General features: G+C 64.2%; 16 protein-coding genes. 2 read left to right on the forward strand and 14 right to left on the reverse strand.

The window, feature by feature from the left end:
• The first annotated feature begins 1 nt into the window (after position 1).
• Positions 2–472, forward strand: coding sequence for a ribosome assembly RNA-binding protein YhbY (yhbY, locus tag V7778_RS04745; protein WP_335552275.1), 471 nt, complete (start codon positions 2–4; stop codon positions 470–472).
• Positions 473–717: 245 nt separating this feature from the next.
• Here yhbY and V7778_RS04750 read toward each other — a convergent pair whose 3' ends face one another.
• The 13 genes from V7778_RS04750 to pstS all read right to left on the reverse strand — a co-directional run bounded on the left by V7778_RS04750 (position 718) and on the right by pstS (position 15,084).
• The gene (locus V7778_RS04750) at positions 718–1,203 is read right to left on the reverse strand and encodes a DUF4149 domain-containing protein (RefSeq protein WP_335552278.1); all 486 of its coding nucleotides are present in this window, start codon (positions 1,201–1,203) and stop codon (positions 718–720) included.
• Positions 1,203–1,676, reverse strand: a complete 474-nt coding sequence (gene greA / locus V7778_RS04755) for a transcription elongation factor GreA (RefSeq protein WP_211521376.1) — start codon at positions 1,674–1,676, stop codon at positions 1,203–1,205. The genes V7778_RS04750 and greA overlap by 1 nt, the downstream gene beginning before the upstream one ends.
• 120 nt (positions 1,677–1,796) lie before the next feature.
• Positions 1,797–5,027, reverse strand: coding sequence for a carbamoyl-phosphate synthase large subunit (gene carB / locus V7778_RS04760; RefSeq protein ID WP_335552281.1), 3,231 nt, complete (start codon positions 5,025–5,027; stop codon positions 1,797–1,799).
• Positions 5,028–6,191 carry a glutamine-hydrolyzing carbamoyl-phosphate synthase small subunit gene (gene carA, locus V7778_RS04765; protein WP_335552284.1) on the reverse strand — a complete coding sequence of 388 codons (1,164 nt, stop codon included), beginning with the start codon at positions 6,189–6,191 and terminating at the stop codon, positions 5,028–5,030. It abuts the gene before it with no gap.
• A 327-nt stretch (positions 6,192–6,518) separates the two neighbouring features.
• Positions 6,519–6,926, reverse strand: coding sequence for a GlcG/HbpS family heme-binding protein (locus tag V7778_RS04770; RefSeq protein ID WP_335552286.1), 408 nt, complete (start codon positions 6,924–6,926; stop codon positions 6,519–6,521).
• A gap of 11 nt (positions 6,927–6,937) precedes the next feature.
• Positions 6,938–7,855 (reverse strand): patatin-like phospholipase family protein, encoded by a 918-nt coding sequence (locus tag V7778_RS04775; protein WP_335552288.1) that lies wholly within the window; start codon positions 7,853–7,855, stop codon positions 6,938–6,940.
• Between the two features lie 441 nt (positions 7,856–8,296).
• Positions 8,297–9,589 carry a phosphate regulon sensor histidine kinase PhoR gene (gene phoR / locus V7778_RS04780; protein ID WP_335552290.1) on the reverse strand — a complete coding sequence of 431 codons (1,293 nt, stop codon included), beginning with the start codon at positions 9,587–9,589 and terminating at the stop codon, positions 8,297–8,299.
• 238 nt (positions 9,590–9,827) lie between these two features.
• Positions 9,828–10,514, reverse strand: coding sequence for a response regulator (locus V7778_RS04785; protein ID WP_335552292.1), 687 nt, complete (start codon positions 10,512–10,514; stop codon positions 9,828–9,830).
• A 2-nt stretch (positions 10,515–10,516) separates the two neighbouring features.
• A complete protein-coding gene (phoU, locus tag V7778_RS04790) occupies positions 10,517–11,230 on the reverse strand; it encodes a phosphate signaling complex protein PhoU (protein ID WP_335552294.1) in 714 nt (237 codons plus the stop codon).
• 36 nt (positions 11,231–11,266) lie between these two features.
• Positions 11,267–12,052, reverse strand: a complete 786-nt coding sequence (gene pstB / locus V7778_RS04795; protein WP_335552296.1) for a phosphate ABC transporter ATP-binding protein PstB — start codon at positions 12,050–12,052, stop codon at positions 11,267–11,269.
• Positions 12,053–12,082: 30 nt separating this feature from the next.
• Entirely contained in the window at positions 12,083–12,943 is an 861-nt protein-coding gene (pstA, locus tag V7778_RS04800) for a phosphate ABC transporter permease PstA (protein ID WP_335552298.1), read from the reverse strand.
• Positions 12,943–13,968, reverse strand: a complete 1,026-nt coding sequence (gene pstC, locus V7778_RS04805; RefSeq protein ID WP_335552300.1) for a phosphate ABC transporter permease subunit PstC — start codon at positions 13,966–13,968, stop codon at positions 12,943–12,945. Before pstC ends, pstA begins: the two co-directional genes overlap by 1 nt.
• A 78-nt stretch (positions 13,969–14,046) precedes the next feature.
• Positions 14,047–15,084, reverse strand: coding sequence for a phosphate ABC transporter substrate-binding protein PstS (gene pstS, locus V7778_RS04810; protein ID WP_335552302.1), 1,038 nt, complete (start codon positions 15,082–15,084; stop codon positions 14,047–14,049).
• A 177-nt stretch (positions 15,085–15,261) separates the two neighbouring features.
• Here pstS and V7778_RS04815 point away from each other — a divergent pair, with 177 nt between their 5' ends.
• Positions 15,262–15,489, forward strand: coding sequence for a hypothetical protein (locus V7778_RS04815; protein WP_335552304.1), 228 nt, complete (start codon positions 15,262–15,264; stop codon positions 15,487–15,489).
• Between the two features lie 92 nt (positions 15,490–15,581).
• Here the strand turns inward: V7778_RS04815 and V7778_RS04820 are convergent, their stop codons facing one another.
• Complete coding sequence (locus tag V7778_RS04820; RefSeq protein WP_335552306.1) at positions 15,582–15,902, reverse strand: PilZ domain-containing protein; 321 nt, start codon at positions 15,900–15,902, stop codon at positions 15,582–15,584.
• Positions 15,903–15,957: the final 55 nt, after the last annotated feature.

Raw genomic sequence — 15,957 nt, forward strand, 5'->3', positions numbered from 1 at the left:
TATGCTTAAACTCACTCCGGCCGAGCGCAGCGCACTGCGCGCGGAAGCCCATGGACTCAATCCCGTCGTCATGATCGGTGGAGAGGGCCTGACCGAATCCGTCATGAAGGAAATCGCCGCCAGTCTCGACGCGCATGGCCTGATCAAGGTGCGCGTGTTCGGCGACGACCGCGAAGCCCGCATCGCCATGTACGAACAGATCTGCGAAGAATTGGGCGCGTCGCCGGTCCAGCACATCGGCAAGCTGCTGGTGCTCTACCGTCCGAAAAAGGAAGCGGTCAAGGAACGCAGCGGCAAGTCCGGCCCGGGCATGCGCGAAGTCACCATCGTCAAGGCCAGCGCCAGCGGCACCAAGAAGCCGAGCGTCACCAAGGTCATGCTCAAAGGGAATGAACGTGTGACGGCGGGCGGCAACATCAAACGCGCCAAGCCGCGCCAGGCCAGCACCAAGAAGAATTCGCTGAACAAGTGAGGCGGGCCGCGCAAGGCAAAACCGGGGTAACCCGGTTTTTTTTCGCCTGGACGAGTCGTAGCAGCCCTCGAGACGGCCTCTAGCCGCAAAACCGTCACCCCGGCGAAGGCGGGGGCCCAAGTTCGTCGAGAACACGTGTCGCTGCCTGTCACCATAGACGGTGCAAGCCGAACAACTCACTATTCAAGAAAATTAGGTTCCCGCCTTCGCGGGAATGACGAATTGGGCTGCCGAGTGCCGATGCTTCAGCGGCTCTTCAAGATCAGCCAGGCCCCCAGCAGGCTCTCCACGAGATAAAACAGCTGCGACACCCCATGCATCACCGCGAACTGCGTCCAGTACGCCGACGTCCTCACCCCGCCCGGCCCCGCCAGCTCGCGCAGATGCGCCATGGCCGGCTGCAGGCCGACGTAGATGACGAGCGTACAGGCCAGCATCGCCAGCACCAGCCCGCCCAGGAAGCGCCGCTTCGCAGGCAGCAGATCCGGCGAGAAGCGCAGCAGCACCAGCAGCAGCACGGCGCAGGCGATCGACAGCCAGGCCTGGCGCGTGAGGATCAGCGACACCACGTCCCCTGCCAGATTGCCCGGCAGGACCGCGAAAGCCGCCGGCGCCGCGACATAGCCGAGCGCCCACAGGCTGCCCGCCCACAAGGCGGCCAGCAGCAGGCGCGCGCCGGCCACGCGGCCGCGGGCGGGACTGGCGGCGGGAGTGGAGGCGCTGCCGGCCATCAGACGTAGCGGACTTCCAGGATCTCGTATTCGCGCGGACCCGACGGCGCCTGCACCTCGACCACGTCGCCGGCGTATTTACCGATCAGGGCGCGCGCGATCGGCGAGGTCACCGACACCTTGTTGAGCTTGAGATCGGCTTCGTCCATGCCGACGATCTGGTAGCTGACCTTCTGGCCGCTTTCCAGGTCTTCCAGGTCGACGGTGGAGGCGAACACCACGCGGCCTTCCGCGTCCAGGGTGGCCGGGTCGATGATCTGGGCGGTGCTGAGCTTGCCTTCGAGTTCGGCGATGCGGCCTTCGACGAAGGCCTGGCGCTCCTTGGCGGCATCGTATTCGGCGTTTTCGGACAGGTCGCCATGCGAACGCGCCTCGGCGATCGCGTCGATCACGATGCGGCGCTCCTTGGTCTTGAGCTGGTGCAGCTCTTCCTTGAGGAGTTCGGCGCCGTATTTGGTCAATGGAGTGTTCATGGATCTCTGTTTCGTTCGTTAGCAGGGACGTACCCAACAAGTGAAAACCACAGAGGCACACGGCGCACTGCCGCGCGAGCTCTGTGGTTTTCTAACTGCTAAGCGGGTACTACTTGGCGCTTAGTTTAAGGTTTTATGCAGGCCTTGTAAATCGTACACGCGCAGTTCGTCGAGGTGCGCCATGCCCTCGATCGCCGCTTCCGCGCCGGCGATGGTGGTATAGGTCACCACGCGCGACTGCAGGGCCGAAGTACGGATGGTGCGCGAATCGGTGATCGCCGAACGCTTTTCCTCGACCGTGTTCACGACCATGACGATTTCGCGGTTCTTGATCATGTCGACCACGTGCGGACGGCCCTCGAGCACCTTGTTCACCGGACGCACCGGGATGCCGGCGGCCGAGATCACGGCCGCGGTGCCCTTGGTGGCCACCAGCGAGAAGCCGAGCTTGACCAGTTCGCGCGCCACGCCCACCGCGCGCGGCTTGTCCGAGGCCTTCACCGACAGGAACACCACGCCGCTCTTCGGCAGGATGATGCCGGCCGCCAGCTGCGACTTCACGAAGGCTTCGCCGAAGCTTTTCCCCACCCCCATCACTTCGCCGGTCGACTTCATCTCCGGTCCCAGGATGGTGTCCACGCCAGGGAATTTCACGAAGGGGAACACGACTTCCTTGACGCTGTAGAACGGCGGCACGACTTCCTGGGTGATGCCTTGCTGGGCCAGGGTCTGGCCCACCATGCAGCGCGCCGCGATTTTCGCCAGCTGCAGGCCGGTGGCCTTGGAAACGAAAGGCACGGTGCGCGAGGCGCGCGGGTTCACTTCCAGCACATAGACGGTATCGACCGTCTTGCCGTCGACTTCCGATTGCTGGATCGCGAACTGCACGTTCATCAGGCCGACCACGTTCAGGGCCTTGGCCATCAGCGAGGTCTGGTGCTTCAGCTCGGCGATGGTCTCCTGCGACAGCGAGTAAGGCGGCAGCGAGCAGGCCGAGTCGCCCGAGTGCACGCCGGCCTGTTCGATGTGCTCCATCACGCCGCCGATGAAGGTGGCTTCGCCGTCCGAGATGCAGTCGACGTCGACTTCGATGGCGTCGTTCAGGAAGCGGTCCAGCAGCACCGGCGAGTCGTTCGAGACCTTGACCGCTTCGCGCATGTAGCGCTCCAGGTCGCGCTGCTCGTGGACGATTTCCATTGCGCGGCCGCCCAGCACGTAGGACGGGCGCACCACCAGCGGGTAGCCGATTTCCTGGGCCAGGGCCAGGGCCTCGGCCTCGGTGCGCGCGGTACGGTTCGGCGGCTGGCGCAGGCCGAGTTTTTGCAGCAGCTGCTGGAAGCGCTCGCGGTCTTCGGCGGCGTCGATCATGTCCGGCGAGGTGCCGACGATCGGCACGCCGTTGGCTTCCAGGTCGAGCGCCAGCTTCAGCGGGGTCTGGCCGCCGTACTGGACGATGACGCCCACCGGCTTTTCCAGTTCCACGATTTCGAGCACGTCCTCCAGGGTCAGCGACTCGAAGTAGAGGCGGTCCGAGGTGTCGTAGTCGGTCGAGACGGTTTCGGGGTTGCAGTTGACCATGATGGTCTCGTAGCCGTCTTCGCGCATGGCGAGGGCCGCGTGCACGCAGCAGTAGTCGAACTCGATGCCCTGGCCGATACGGTTAGGACCGCCGCCCAGCACCATGATCTTCTTCTTGTCGGTCGGGTTGGACTCGCACTCCTCGTCGTAGGTCGAGTACATGTAGGCGGTGTTGGTCGCGAACTCGGCGGCGCAGGTGTCGACGCGCTTGTACACCGGGCGGATGCCCAGGGCATGGCGGCGCGCACGCACGGCTTCCGGCGTGGTCTTCAGCAGGAAGGCCATGCGGCGGTCGGAGAAGCCTTTTTGCTTGAGCTTGTAGAGCAGCGGCTTGTCCAGGGCTTCCAGGGTCTGGGTCTCGAGCCACAGCTCGATGTCCACGATCTCCTTGATCTGCACCAGGAACCACATGTCGATCTTGGTCAGGTTGTGCACTTCTTCCAGGGTGAAGCCCTGGGCGAAGGCGTCGCCCACGTACCAGATGCGGTCCGGACCCGGCTCGCCCAGCTCTTCCTCGATCTTTTCGCGGTCGCGGGTTTTTTCGTTCAGGCCGTCCACGCCCACTTCCAGGCCGCGCAGAGCCTTCTGGAAGGATTCCTGGAAGGTGCGGCCCATCGCCATCACCTCGCCCACCGATTTCATCTGGGTGGTCAGGTGCTTGTCGGCGGTCGGGAACTTCTCGAAGGTGAAGCGCGGGATCTTGGTGACCACGTAGTCGATCGACGGCTCGAACGAGGCCGGGGTCGCGCCGCCGGTGATCTCGTTGCGCAGCTCATCCAGCGTGAAACCTACTGCGAGCTTGGCCGCAACTTTTGCAATGGGGAAGCCGGTGGCCTTCGATGCCAGCGCCGAGGAACGCGATACGCGCGGGTTCATCTCGATGACGATCATGCGGCCGTCCTTCGGGTTGATCGCGAACTGCACGTTCGAGCCGCCGGTGTCGACGCCGATCTCGCGCAGGACGTTGATCGACGCGTTGCGCATGATCTGGTATTCCTTGTCCGTCAGGGTCTGCGCCGGCGCGACGGTGATCGAGTCGCCGGTGTGCACGCCCATCGGGTCCAGGTTCTCGATCGAGCAGATGATGATGCAGTTGTCCTTCTTGTCGCGGACCACTTCCATCTCGTACTCTTTCCAGCCGAGCAAGGATTCCTCGATCAGGAGCTCGTTGGTCGGCGAGGCTTCCAGGCCGCGCTTGCAGATCGCTTCGAATTCTTCTTCGTTATAGGCGATGCCGCCGCCGCTGCCGCCCATGGTGAAGGACGGACGGATGATGGTCGGGAAACCCAGCTCGCGCTGCACCGCCCAGGATTCTTCCATCGAGTGGGCCACGCCCGAGCGCGCCGAACCGAGGCCGATCTTGGTCATCGCGTCCTTGAACTTGGCGCGGTCCTCGGCCTTGTCGATGGCTTCCGGCGTGGCGCCGATCAGCTCCACCTTGTACTTGTCCAGCACGCCGTTGCGGTGCAGGTCGAGCGCGCAGTTCAGCGCGGTCTGGCCGCCCATGGTCGGCAGGATCGCGTCGGGACGTTCCTTGTCGATGATGCGCTCGACGACCTTCCAGGTGATCGGCTCGATGTAGGTGACGTCGGCCGTTTCCGGGTCGGTCATGATGGTCGCCGGGTTCGAGTTGACCAGGATGACCTTGTAGCCTTCTTCGCGCAGAGCCTTGCAGGCCTGGGCGCCCGAATAGTCGAATTCGACCGCCTGGCCGATGACGATCGGACCCGCGCCGATGATCAGGATGCTTTTGATATCACTACGTTTTGGCATTTAGTTCTTCTCCGCGGCTTGCATCAGATTGATGAAGCGGTCAAACAGGTAGGCGACGTCGGTCGGGCCGGGCGAGGCTTCCGGGTGGCCCTGGAAGCAGAAGGCAGGTTTGTCGGTGCGCTCGAAGCCCTGCAGCGAACCGTCGAACAGCGAGACGTGGGTCACGCGGCAGTTGGCCGGGAGGGTGTCCGGGTCGACGGCGAAGCCGTGGTTCTGCGAGGTGATCAGGACCTTCTTGGAATCGAGGTCCTGCACCGGGTGGTTCGCGCCGTGGTGGCCGAACTTCATCTTCATCGTCTTGGCGCCCGAGGCCAGGGCCATGATCTGGTGGCCGAGGCAGATGCCGAAGGTCGGGATGCCCTTCTCGATCAGCTCGCGCGAGGCCTTGATCGCGTAGTCGCAGGGTTCCGGGTCGCCCGGGCCGTTGGCCAGGAACACGCCGTCCGGATTCAGGGCCAGCGCGTCGGCGGCGGTGGCCTGGGCCGGCAGCACGGTGACCTTGCAGCCGCGCTCCGCCAGCATGCGCAGGATGTTGCGCTTGACGCCGTAGTCAAAAGCGACCACATGGTACTTGGGATTGGTTTGCTTGCCGAAGCCTTCGCCCAGCTTCCACTCGGTCTCGGTGAATTCATACGGCTCGGTCACCGACACGATCTTGGCCAGGTCCATGCCCGCCAGGCCCGGGAAGGAGCGCGCCAGCTCCAGCGCCTGGGCCGGCGACGGCTCGGCGCCGGCGCTGCCGGTCAGGATGGCGCCGCCCTGTGCGCCCTTTTCGCGCAGGATGCGAGTGAGCTTGCGGGTATCGATGCCGGCGATGGCCACCACGTTTTCCTGCTTCAGGTAGTCCGACAGCGATTGGGTGGAGCGGAAATTCGATGCCAGCAGCGGCAGGTCGCGGATGATCAGGCCTGCGGCGTGGACTTTGGACGCTTCGACGTCGGCGGGATTCACGCCGTAGTTGCCGATGTGCGGGTACGTCAGGGTGACGATCTGACGCGAATAGCTGGGGTCGGTGAGGATTTCCTGGTAGCCGGTGATCGCGGTGTTAAACACCACTTCGCCGGTCGTATGGCCGGCAGCGCCAATGGAAATTCCTTTGAAGATTGTTCCGTCTGCGAGAGCCAGGACGGCTGGGACGGCTGGGCCAGAAAAAAATGGCGGCAAGGGTAACTCCCAATAAAGTTACCGTAGCTGCGCCACGTCAGACCGACATCCAATAGTCCTGGGCAGCTGTGTTTTGCCAGGGCATGGAGGCCAAGTTGAATGAGGGATGGTGGGTAGGCGCTACGGCTGATGTGTGAATGGTTAAACTTCCAAATTATAGCGCGGATTGGCTTATTCGGCAATGCAGCAATTTTATAAAACTGCGGCAAAAATCGACGCCAGGGAGGCCGAAAGGCCCGGCAAACCGCGCTTTTACTTCCCATATGCAATAAAACGCTCTGCAATAAAAAAGGCGCCCGCAGGCGCCTTCGACGACAGCGTGGCGGCTCAGGCGCCGAGGGCCGCGATGCCGGCCTTGGCGATCTGGGCATCCTCGTTCGACTTCACGCCCGACACCCCGACCGCGCCGATCACATGGCCGTCGACGATGACGGGCACCCCGCCTTCCAGCATGCCCTCGATGGTCGGGGCGCTGAGGAAGGACATGCGGCCATTGTTGATCACGTCTTCATAGATCTTCGATTCGCGGCGGCCCAGCGCGGCCGTATTGGCCTTGGCCGGCGCGATGTGGGCGGACACCGGCGGCGCGCCGTCCAGGCGCTGCAGCCACAGCAGGTGGCCGCCGTCGTCGGCGATGGCGATGCTCACCGCCCAGTTGTTGCGGAGGGCTTCGGCTTCCGCCGCCGCCGCGATGGTCCTGGCGTCGGCCAGGGTCAGGTAGGGTTTCGTCTGCATGGTGGTCCTCGTTAAGGTTGCTGCTTGGCCTTGAGCTTGGCCTTGATCTGCGCCATGACGCTGGCGGCGGCCTGCTCGCCGGCCAGGATGGCCAGGTTGCGGCTGTTGAAGTCGGCCGAGCCCATGTTGCCGAGGTCCGGGGTGATCACGACGTCGGCTTCCTTGAGTTCATAGTAATTCAGGCGCTGGCCCATGATGCTGAAGGTCTGCATCAGGACGTCGAGCGAGCTGGCGGTGGCCGCGCCTTCGGTCTGGCTCGAGATGTTGACAGCGATGATGAAGTCCGCGCCCATCTCGCGCACGAAGCGCACCGGCACCGGGGCCACCAGGCCGCCGTCGACATAGGTCTTGCCGCCGATGCTGACCGGCTGGAACAGGCTCGGCACGGCGCTCGAGGCGCGCACCGCCATACCGGTATTGCCGCGGCTGAACAGGATAGGCTGGCCGGTCTTGAGGTCGGTCGCCACGGCGCCGAAGCGCAGCTTGAGCTTCTCCATCGGCACGTTGCCGATCGCCTTGTTCACGTAGTTCTGCAGCGCCTCGCCCTTCAGCACGCCCGACGAGCGGTTAAAGAAAGGCAACGCCCAGTCCGAGATCGTGGCCTCGTCCATCCGCATGGCCGTCCTTTGCAGCGCGAAGCCGCTCAGGCCGGACGCGTAGAGCGAGCCCACCACCGAGCCGGCGGAGGTGCCGACCACGATTTCCGGAACGATGCCCTGGGCCTCGAGCGCCTTGATGACGCCGATGTGGGCGAAACCGCGCGCGGCGCCGCCGCCGAGGGCCAGGCCGATGCGGACTTTCTTGGGCGGCAGCGGTGCCGCCTGGACCACCGGTGCGACCGGCGCGGCCGGCGGCGTGGTCGGAGTACTGCCGCAGGCGGCCAGCAAGAGCGCGCCGCAGGCGATGAGGGAAGTACGACGAGAGAACATAGACAATGCCGAAAAGAATCAGGCCAGATTGTACCCCGACCAGTCCGCCAACTGCACACCCGCCCTCCTTCTCCCATCCATGCGCCATCCATGAGGGTCAGAGTCGAATTGTTGGGCAATTCCCACATATTTCCCACAATTCGACTCTGACCCCATTTACCAAGAGGATCTAACCCCACAAACAAATGAGGGTCAGAGTCAAATTGTTGGGCAATTTCTCACTATTTCCCATTCATTCGACTCTGACCCTATTTGATTTTGACGGTCCGCCGGCCGGCCGAGACTGCGGCTGGATCCATAGAGTCTATCCGGGCGGCGTACCGAGCCGCCGTCGGCCCAGGAGTACAGGCCACCGGCGATTTTTAATTGGGGTCAGAGTCGAATTGTTGGGCAATTCCCCAAAGTTGCCCGTCATTCGACTCTGACCCCAATCGACATGGCTTAGCCGGGAAGCGTGGTATTGGGGAGCGAGGCGGTGAAGGTGCTGCCCTTGCCCGGCTCGGAGCTGATCGTCAGGCGGCCGCCGTGGCGCAGCAGGACGTGCTTGACGATGGCCAGGCCCAGCCCGGTGCCCTGGGTTTCGCGCGAGCGGCTCTTGTCGACGCGGTAGAAGCGTTCGGTCAGGCGCGGAATGTGGGAGGGTTCGATGCCGATGCCGCAGTCGGTCACCTGGAAGCGCAGGTCGTTCTCGCCGCGGGTCCAGCGCAGGCGGATGGTGCCGCCGTTGGGCGAGTAGCGGACCGCGTTCGAGGCCAGGTTGGCGAAGGCGCTGCGCAGCTCTTCCATGCTGCCCATGACGTCGGGGCCGTCGACCCGCACCTCGACCTGATGCCGGCCGTTCGACAGGGCCCGGGCTTCTTCCGCCACCGATTCGACCATCTCCTTGATGTCGACCCGCTCGCGGCGCAGCGGGAAGTCGTCGGATTCCAGGCGCGACAGGGTCAGCATGTCCTGGATCAGGCGCTGCATGCGCTGGGCCTGCTCGGTCATGAGCTTCAGGTGCGCGGTGCGCGTGGCCACGTCGATGCCGGGGTCGGACATGGCGATCTCGAGGAATCCGACGATCACCGTCAGCGGCGTGCGCAGCTCGTGCGAGGCGTTGGCGATGAAGTCGCGCCGCATCGCTTCGACGCGCTCGGTGTCGGTGGCGTCGTGGGTCACCAGGATCTGGCGCCGGTTCTCGAAGGGAATGATGCGGCATTCGAGCTTGCGGCCGCGGAAGGACAAGGTCAGCGGCTGCTCGTAGCGGCCCAGGATGATGTAGTCGATGAAGTCCGGGTGGCGCACCAGGTTGGTCACGCGCAGGCCCTTGTCGCGCTCCATGGTCAGGCCCAGGTGGCGCTCGGCGGCGGTGTTGCACCATTCGAGGAACAGGACGTCGTCCATGATCGCCACGCCTTCCGGCAGCAGCTGCATGGCCTGGCGGAAGCGCGCCAGCCATTCGGAGAGTTCGGCCTGGTTGCGCTCGTCCTCGCGCCGCAGCCTATACAGGCGCGCGAAGACATCGGTCCAGGCGCCCCACCCGTCCGGCAGGCGCGAGCTGTGGGGTTCGTTCAGCCATTCGCCCAGTTCGTACAGGTAGGAGAGCTGGACGAAGAAGGCGGCGACCACGCCGGCCAGGGCCAGGGCCAGGGCGACGACAGGGCCGAACCACCACCAGGCCAGGCCGGCGGCGGCGAAGACGAGGCCGAGGCGCAGCAGCGCCGGGACCCAGAACAGGAGTTTGGGGTTCATCGCGGTCTTTTAAGAAAACGCTATTGTGGGCGATGTTGAGCCTTCGTGGTGCGAGGAGGCGAAGCGGTGGGTCGGCAACCTCGGATTCCGGCCTTCGCCGGAATGACGGAGCATGGGCTGGCAACTCATGGGCTGGCAACTAACGGTAACCCCTCGTTCCGGTGAAGGCCGGAACAATGCCACTGGCATTGTTCCGGCCAAGTTCTGCATGCATCCCAAGCACCCTACATTCACCCGATTACTTCTCCGACAGCATATACCCCACGCTGCGCACCGTCCGGATCAGCCCATCGGCCGCCTTGAGCGCCTTGCGCAGCCTCAGCACGTGCACGTCGACCGTCCGCTCCTCGATCACCGCATGGTCGCCCCACACCTTGTCGAGCAGCTGGGCGCGCGAGAAGACGCGTTCGCGGTGCGCCATCAGGAACTTGAGCAGCTTGTACTCGGCATTGCCGATGTCGATCTGCTGTCCCTCCACCACCACCGTGCAGCTGTTCGGATCGAGGATGACGGCGCCGGCGCGCAGCGGGGCTTCGGCCAGGTGCGGACTCTTGCGGCGCAGCAGCGCGCGGGAGCGGGCCAGCAGCTCGCGCGGCGAGAACGGCTTGGTGACGTAGTCGTCGGCGCCGTTGTTCAGGCCCGCGATCTTGTCCTCTTCCATGCTCTTCGCGGTCAGCATGATCACCGGGATGTCCTGGAAGTCGCGGTCGGCGCGCAGGCGCGCCAGCAGGCGCAGGCCGCTCTGGTCGGGCAGCATCCAGTCCAGCAGCACCAGGTCCGGCTTGCCGCGGCTGATGCTCTCCCAGGCGCCTTGCGCGGTGTCGGCGCTGCGGATGTCCCAGCCCGCCTCGCGCAGCGAATAGCTCACCAGCTCGACGATCGCCGGTTCGTCTTCCACCACCAGCACATTGGTATTGTCCGCCATATTCAAGCGCCCGGCTGTTCGAGCGCCGGGTTGGCCACACCTGGTTTGCTGTGACGGATGTCGCGGCCCTCGACCACGTAGATCACGTATTCCGCGATGTTCTTGGCATGGTCGCCGATGCGCTCGATGGCCTTGGCCACCCACAGCGTATCGAGCGCGTTCGAGATCGTGCGCGGGTCTTCCATCATGAAGGTCACCAGGCTGCGCATGATGGTGCGGAATTCATGGTCCACCACTTCGTCGGCCGCGATCAGCTGCAAGGCCTGCTTGCCGTCCAGGCGCGCGAAGGCGTCCAGGGCGTCGTGCAGCAGCTCGCAGGTGGCCTTGGAGATGGTGCGGATCATGTCGTAGTGGTTGAAAGACCCCGCGCCGCGCTCGTGCAGGCTGCGGGCGATGCGCGCGATCTTGGTGGCTTCGTCGCCGATGCGTTCCAGGTCGGTGATCACCTTGATGGTCGCCATCACGGTGCGCAGGTCGTTCGCGGTCGGCTGGCGGCGCACGATCAGGTGGCTGCACGCGTCGTCGAGCGAGACTTCGAGCTGGTTGACCGACTGGTCTTCCGCGATCACGCGCTCGGCGCGCACGCTGTCGCCCACGCGGAAGCACTCGAGCGCTTCGTCGAACTGGGATTCCACCATGCCGCCCATCAGCAGGACCTTGGAACGAATCGCTTCCAGCTCCTGGTCATACTGCTTGGATGAATGCTCGCCTGTCATTACACACTCCGTATCTTTTTGTCAGAATCAGCCAGATCAACCGAATCGGCCGGTGATGTAGTCCTGCGTTTCCTTGCGCCCCGGATTCATGAAGATCTGGTCGGTCTCGCCGAATTCGACCAGCTCGCCCAGGTACATGTAGGCAGTGTAATCGGAACAGCGCGCCGCCTGCTGCATGTTGTGGGTCACGATGGTGATCGTGTAGTCCTGTTTCAGCTCGCTGATCAGTTCCTCGATCTTGGCGGTCGAGATCGGGTCCAGCGCGGACGTCGGCTCGTCGAGCAGCAGCACGTCCGGCTTGACCGCCACACCGCGCGCGATGCACAGGCGCTGCTGCTGGCCGCCCGACAGCGACAGGCCGCTCTTGTTCAGCTTGTCCTTGGCTTCTTCCCACAGCGCCGCCTTCTTGAGCGCCCATTCCACGCGCTCGTCCATCTCGCCCTTGGAGAGGTTCTCGTACAGGCGCACGCCGAAGGCGATGTTGTCGTAGATCGACATCGGGAACGGGGTTGGTTTCTGGAACACCATGCCGACCTTCGCGCGCAGCATGTTGACGTCGACACCCGGCTCCAGGATGTTGCGGCCGCGGTAGAGAATCGATCCTTCCGCGCGCTGGCCCGGGTACAGGTCGTACATGCGGTTCAGGGTGCGCAGCAGGGTCGACTTGCCGCAGCCCGAAGGACCAATGAAGGCCGTCACCTGCTTGTCGTGGACATCCAGGCTGACGTTCTTGAGGCTCTGCGTCTTTCCGTAGAAGAAATTCAGGCCGGAGATCTCGATCGTCTTCGCTTTGGCGGCGGCGTTCAAGGCCGAAGTAGGCATAGGTTGGGTCATCACAGTAGTCAGGATAGATTAACGCGGGGTCTTCTGGCTGAACAGGGTCCGCGACAGGATGTTCAGCAGCAGCACGGTGAAGGTCACCAGCAGCGCGCCGCCCCAGGCCAGCGAGCGCCAGTCGTCGTAGGGGCTCATCGCGAACTGGAAGATCACCACCGGCAGGTTGGCCATCGGGGCGTTCATGTCGTTGCTGTAGAACTGGTTGTTCAGGGCGGTGAACAGCAGCGGCGCGGTCTCGCCCGAGATGCGGGCCAGGGCCAGCAGCACGCCGGTCACGACGCCGGCCTTCACGGCGCGCAGGCGCACGGTCATGGCCACCTTCCAGTGCGGCGCGCCCAGGGCGTAGGCGGCTTCGAGCAGCGAGTTCGGCACCAGGCGCAGCATGTTGTCGGTAGTGCGCACCACCACCGGCACCGCGATCAGCGACAGCGCGATGGTCCCGGCGTAGCCCGAGAAGTGCTGCACGTTGGCGACGTAGATCGCATACACGAACAGGCCGATCACGATCGAGGGCGCCGACAGCATGATGTCGGTGACGAAGCGGGTCACGCTGGCGAACTTGTTGTTGTCGCCGTATTCGGCCAGGTAGATGCCGGCCAGGATGCCGATCGGGGTCGAGACCAGGGTCGACAGGCCGACCATCATCACGCTGCCCATGATGGCGTTGCGCAGGCCGCCGCCTTCGCTGCCCGGCGCCGGGGTGTCGGCCGTGAACAGGGTGCTGGACAAGGCGCCGAAGCCGTTGATCAGCAAGGTGGCCAGGATCCAGAACAGGAAGCCGAGGCCGATCGCCATGGCGATCACGGAGAGGACGATACCGGCGCGGTGCGCCAGCAGGCGCCTGCGGTAGACGGGGTTCTTGGCGATGGTGTTCATTATTTGGTGCCCTCTTTGCGCGACATACCAGCCAGCATCAGCTTGGCGGCCGACAGGACGATGAAGGTGATCGCGAACAGGATCAGGGCCAGCGCGAACAGCGAAGACGAGTGCATGGTGGTCGCGGCCTCGGCGAATTCGTTGGCCAGGGTCGAGGAAATCGAGTTACCGGCCGAGAACAGCGACCAGGACAGGTCGTGCGCATTGCCGATCACGAAGGTGACGGCCATGGTCTCGCCCAGCGCGCGGCCCAGGCCCAGCATCACGCCGCCGACCACGCCGTTGCGGGTATAGGGCAGCACGACCTTGCGCACCACTTCCCACTTGGTGCAGCCCAGGCCGTAGGCCGATTCCTTGAGCACGGTCGGGACGATCTCGAACACGTCGCGCATCACCGACGAGATGAAGGGGATGATCATCACGGCCAGGATCAGGGCCGCGGTGAGGATGCCGATACCCATGGTCGGGCCCTGGAACAGCTGGCCGATCACCGGGACCTGGCCGATGGTTTCCTTCAGCAGCGGCTGGACGTGGTCGGCGAACAGGGGCGCGAACACGAACAGGCCCCACATGCCGTAGATGATCGAGGGGACGCCCGCCAGCAGCTCGACCGCAGTGCCCATCGGTCGGCGCAGCCACACCGGGCAGATCTCGGTCAGGAACAGGGCGATGCCGAAGCTGATCGGGAAGGCGATGGCCAGGGCGATCAGCGAGGTCGCCAGGGTGCCCCAGATGGCGATCAGGGCGCCGAACTGGTCGCCCACCGGATCCCACTCGACGCGGGTGACGAAGCCGGCGCCGAATTCCCTGAAGGCCGGGGCCGCGCCGATCGCCAGCGAGACGATGATCCCGACCAGCACCAGCAGCACCGAGGCCGCGAACAGCAGCGTGATTTTATGGAAGAGGAAGTCCTGCATGCGCTGCTTGCGCATGGTGGCGCGCAGGGCGGCTGCCTGGCGCGCGTCGGCTTCGGCGGCGGCCCCGCCGGGCAGTTCGTTGAGGGCGACGCTTGGATGTACGCTCATGGTTTTTTTGTCAATCTTGCTGGCGCACGCAAGGGCCGGCATGGTTGCCGGCCCTTGCGCTATGCGGTGGGTGGATGCTTACCAGAGCGCCTTGCCGGCGGCGTCCTTCAGGTTGGCGCGCCATGCATCCTGCACCAGCTTGGCGACGGCGTCGGGCATCGGCACGTAGTCCAGCTCGGCGGCGGCGGCATCGCCCTTCTTGTAGGCCCAGTCGAAGAACTTCAGCACTTCCTTGCCTTTCACACCGTCCGCCTGCGACTTGTGCACCAGGATGTAGGAGGCGCCGGTCACCGGCCAGCTGGCCTTGCCGGCCTGGTCGGTCAGCACCACCGCGAAGCCCGGGGCCTTGGCCCAGTCGGCGCTGGCGGCGGCCGCGGCGAAGGCCGCGTCGTCCGGCTGCAGGAAGACGCCGTCCTTGTTCTGCAGCTGGGTGTGCGACATGCGGTTCTTCTTGGCATAGGCCCATTCGACGTAGCCGATGCCGCCCTTGATGCGCTGCACGTTGGCGGCCACGCCCTCGTTGCCCTTACCGCCCACGCCCACCGCCCACTTGACGGTGGTGCCGGCGCCGACCTTGCTCTTCCATTCAGGATTGGTCTTGCTCAGGTAATCGGTCCACAGGAAGGAGGTGCCCGAGCTGTCGGCGCGGTGCACGACGGTGATGTCGTCGGCGGGCAGCTTGACGCCCGGGTTGAGGGCCGCGATCTGGGGCGCGTTCCATTTGGTGATCTTGCCCAGGAAGATGTCGGCGACGACCGCGCCGGTCAGCTTCAGCTGGCCCGGGGCGATGCCCGGCAGGTTCACGACCGGCACCACGCCGCCCATGATGGCCGGGAACTGGAACAGGCCGGCGGCGTTCAGCTCGTTGGCCGGCAGCGGCATGTCCGAGGCGCCGAAGTCGACGGTCCTGGCCTTGATCTGCTTGATGCCGGCGCCCGAGCCGACCGATTGGTAGTTGAGGCTGTTACCGGAAGCGGCCTTGTACATCGTGGCCCATTTGGCGTAGATCGGATAGGGGAAGGTTGCGCCGGCGCCGGTAATGTTGGCGGCGTGGGCGCTGGTGGCCAGCGCGGCGGCGGCAAGGGCGACGGAAACGAACAGATGCTTCATGCGCATGACAGATCCTCTTGAAGTAAGCCTCGGGAGACCCCGGTGACGATGCTGCGCAGTCTACCGGCCGAATATGACAACTTCATGACATCTTTCCTCAATGTGACACGAGCATGACAGGCCCGCAAGGGGTGTTTTTCACTCTGGCGAGGAAGTTTTACAGCGGAAAGTTGGAGCGGAAATATGACATGCACCAGCGCTATAAACCTTGCAAATCCCTCAGCGCCTGCTAATCTGAAATCGGGTATTCCTATGGATCTACAAGGAGGGGATGCTGAAAGGCGTTTGGCTGTTATGTTTAATGTACTGGTGTTTGGTATTTTGTCGGGACTGGTCGGGATCGTCGCCTTCCAGGCGATCGAAGCAATCCGCAGCGGGTCCGACGGCTTGTATGACCACTATCATCAATAAGGCATAGTGGATAGGCCCGCTCAGCGGGCTGGTGATGAAACGGCGAGGCCATCGGGCGCTCGCCGTTCGTCATTTGGAAGGGGGAAACGTGTTCAGCGCATGAAGCGCGCCAGCGCCGTCATCGCCGCCAACTCCAGGTTCAGGAACTGGAAGCCGACCTTGAATTCATTGTTGCTGATAATGCAATACATCACCTTGGCGCGGGCGCTGACGGTGGCGAATTTGCCGTCCACCAGGATCTCGAAGCTGACCTGCCCGGTTTGCCCGACCAGCAGCGGATTCGGCACACCGACGCTGACGCCATTGGCGCCCACGTCCGCGGTACGGCCGAGAACGGGCGCGTCGCCTTCCATGGCGACCACGGCCTTGGTCTTCAGGATCTTGCGGGCGGATGTCCTTTTATCTCCAAGCATGTCGAATCATTCAAGCTGAGCCAGGCGGCATTATAAGAAAGGAATCGGACCGAGG

The sequence above is a fragment of the Massilia sp. DD77 genome (genome assembly GCF_036961685.1).
In the GTDB taxonomy this organism is placed as follows: Bacteria; Pseudomonadota; Gammaproteobacteria; order Burkholderiales; family Burkholderiaceae_D; genus Telluria.

Excerpts from the sequence above, each read along its gene's own strand:
- V7778_RS04815 (WP_335552304.1), top strand. The coding sequence starts at position 15,262 with ATGACATGCACCAGCGCTATAAACCTTGCAAATCCCTCAGCGCCTGCT.
- pstB (WP_335552296.1), bottom strand. The coding sequence starts at position 12,052 with ATGCCTACTTCGGCCTTGAACGCCGCCGCCAAAGCGAAGACGATCGAG.
- phoR (WP_335552290.1), bottom strand. The coding sequence starts at position 9,589 with ATGAACCCCAAACTCCTGTTCTGGGTCCCGGCGCTGCTGCGCCTCGGC.
- V7778_RS04775 (WP_335552288.1), bottom strand. The coding sequence starts at position 7,855 with ATGTTCTCTCGTCGTACTTCCCTCATCGCCTGCGGCGCGCTCTTGCTG.
- carB (WP_335552281.1), bottom strand. The coding sequence starts at position 5,027 with ATGCCAAAACGTAGTGATATCAAAAGCATCCTGATCATCGGCGCGGGT.
- phoU (WP_335552294.1), bottom strand. The coding sequence starts at position 11,230 with ATGACAGGCGAGCATTCATCCAAGCAGTATGACCAGGAGCTGGAAGCG.
- V7778_RS04785 (WP_335552292.1), bottom strand. The coding sequence starts at position 10,514 with ATGGCGGACAATACCAATGTGCTGGTGGTGGAAGACGAACCGGCGATC.
- V7778_RS04770 (WP_335552286.1), bottom strand. The coding sequence starts at position 6,926 with ATGCAGACGAAACCCTACCTGACCCTGGCCGACGCCAGGACCATCGCG.
- V7778_RS04750 (WP_335552278.1), bottom strand. The coding sequence starts at position 1,203 with ATGGCCGGCAGCGCCTCCACTCCCGCCGCCAGTCCCGCCCGCGGCCGC.
- V7778_RS04820 (WP_335552306.1), bottom strand. The coding sequence starts at position 15,902 with ATGCTTGGAGATAAAAGGACATCCGCCCGCAAGATCCTGAAGACCAAG.
- pstA (WP_335552298.1), bottom strand. The coding sequence starts at position 12,943 with ATGAACACCATCGCCAAGAACCCCGTCTACCGCAGGCGCCTGCTGGCG.
- pstC (WP_335552300.1), bottom strand. The coding sequence starts at position 13,968 with ATGAGCGTACATCCAAGCGTCGCCCTCAACGAACTGCCCGGCGGGGCC.
- pstS (WP_335552302.1), bottom strand. The coding sequence starts at position 15,084 with ATGCGCATGAAGCATCTGTTCGTTTCCGTCGCCCTTGCCGCCGCCGCG.
- greA (WP_211521376.1), bottom strand. The coding sequence starts at position 1,676 with ATGAACACTCCATTGACCAAATACGGCGCCGAACTCCTCAAGGAAGAG.
- yhbY (WP_335552275.1), top strand. The coding sequence starts at position 2 with ATGCTTAAACTCACTCCGGCCGAGCGCAGCGCACTGCGCGCGGAAGCC.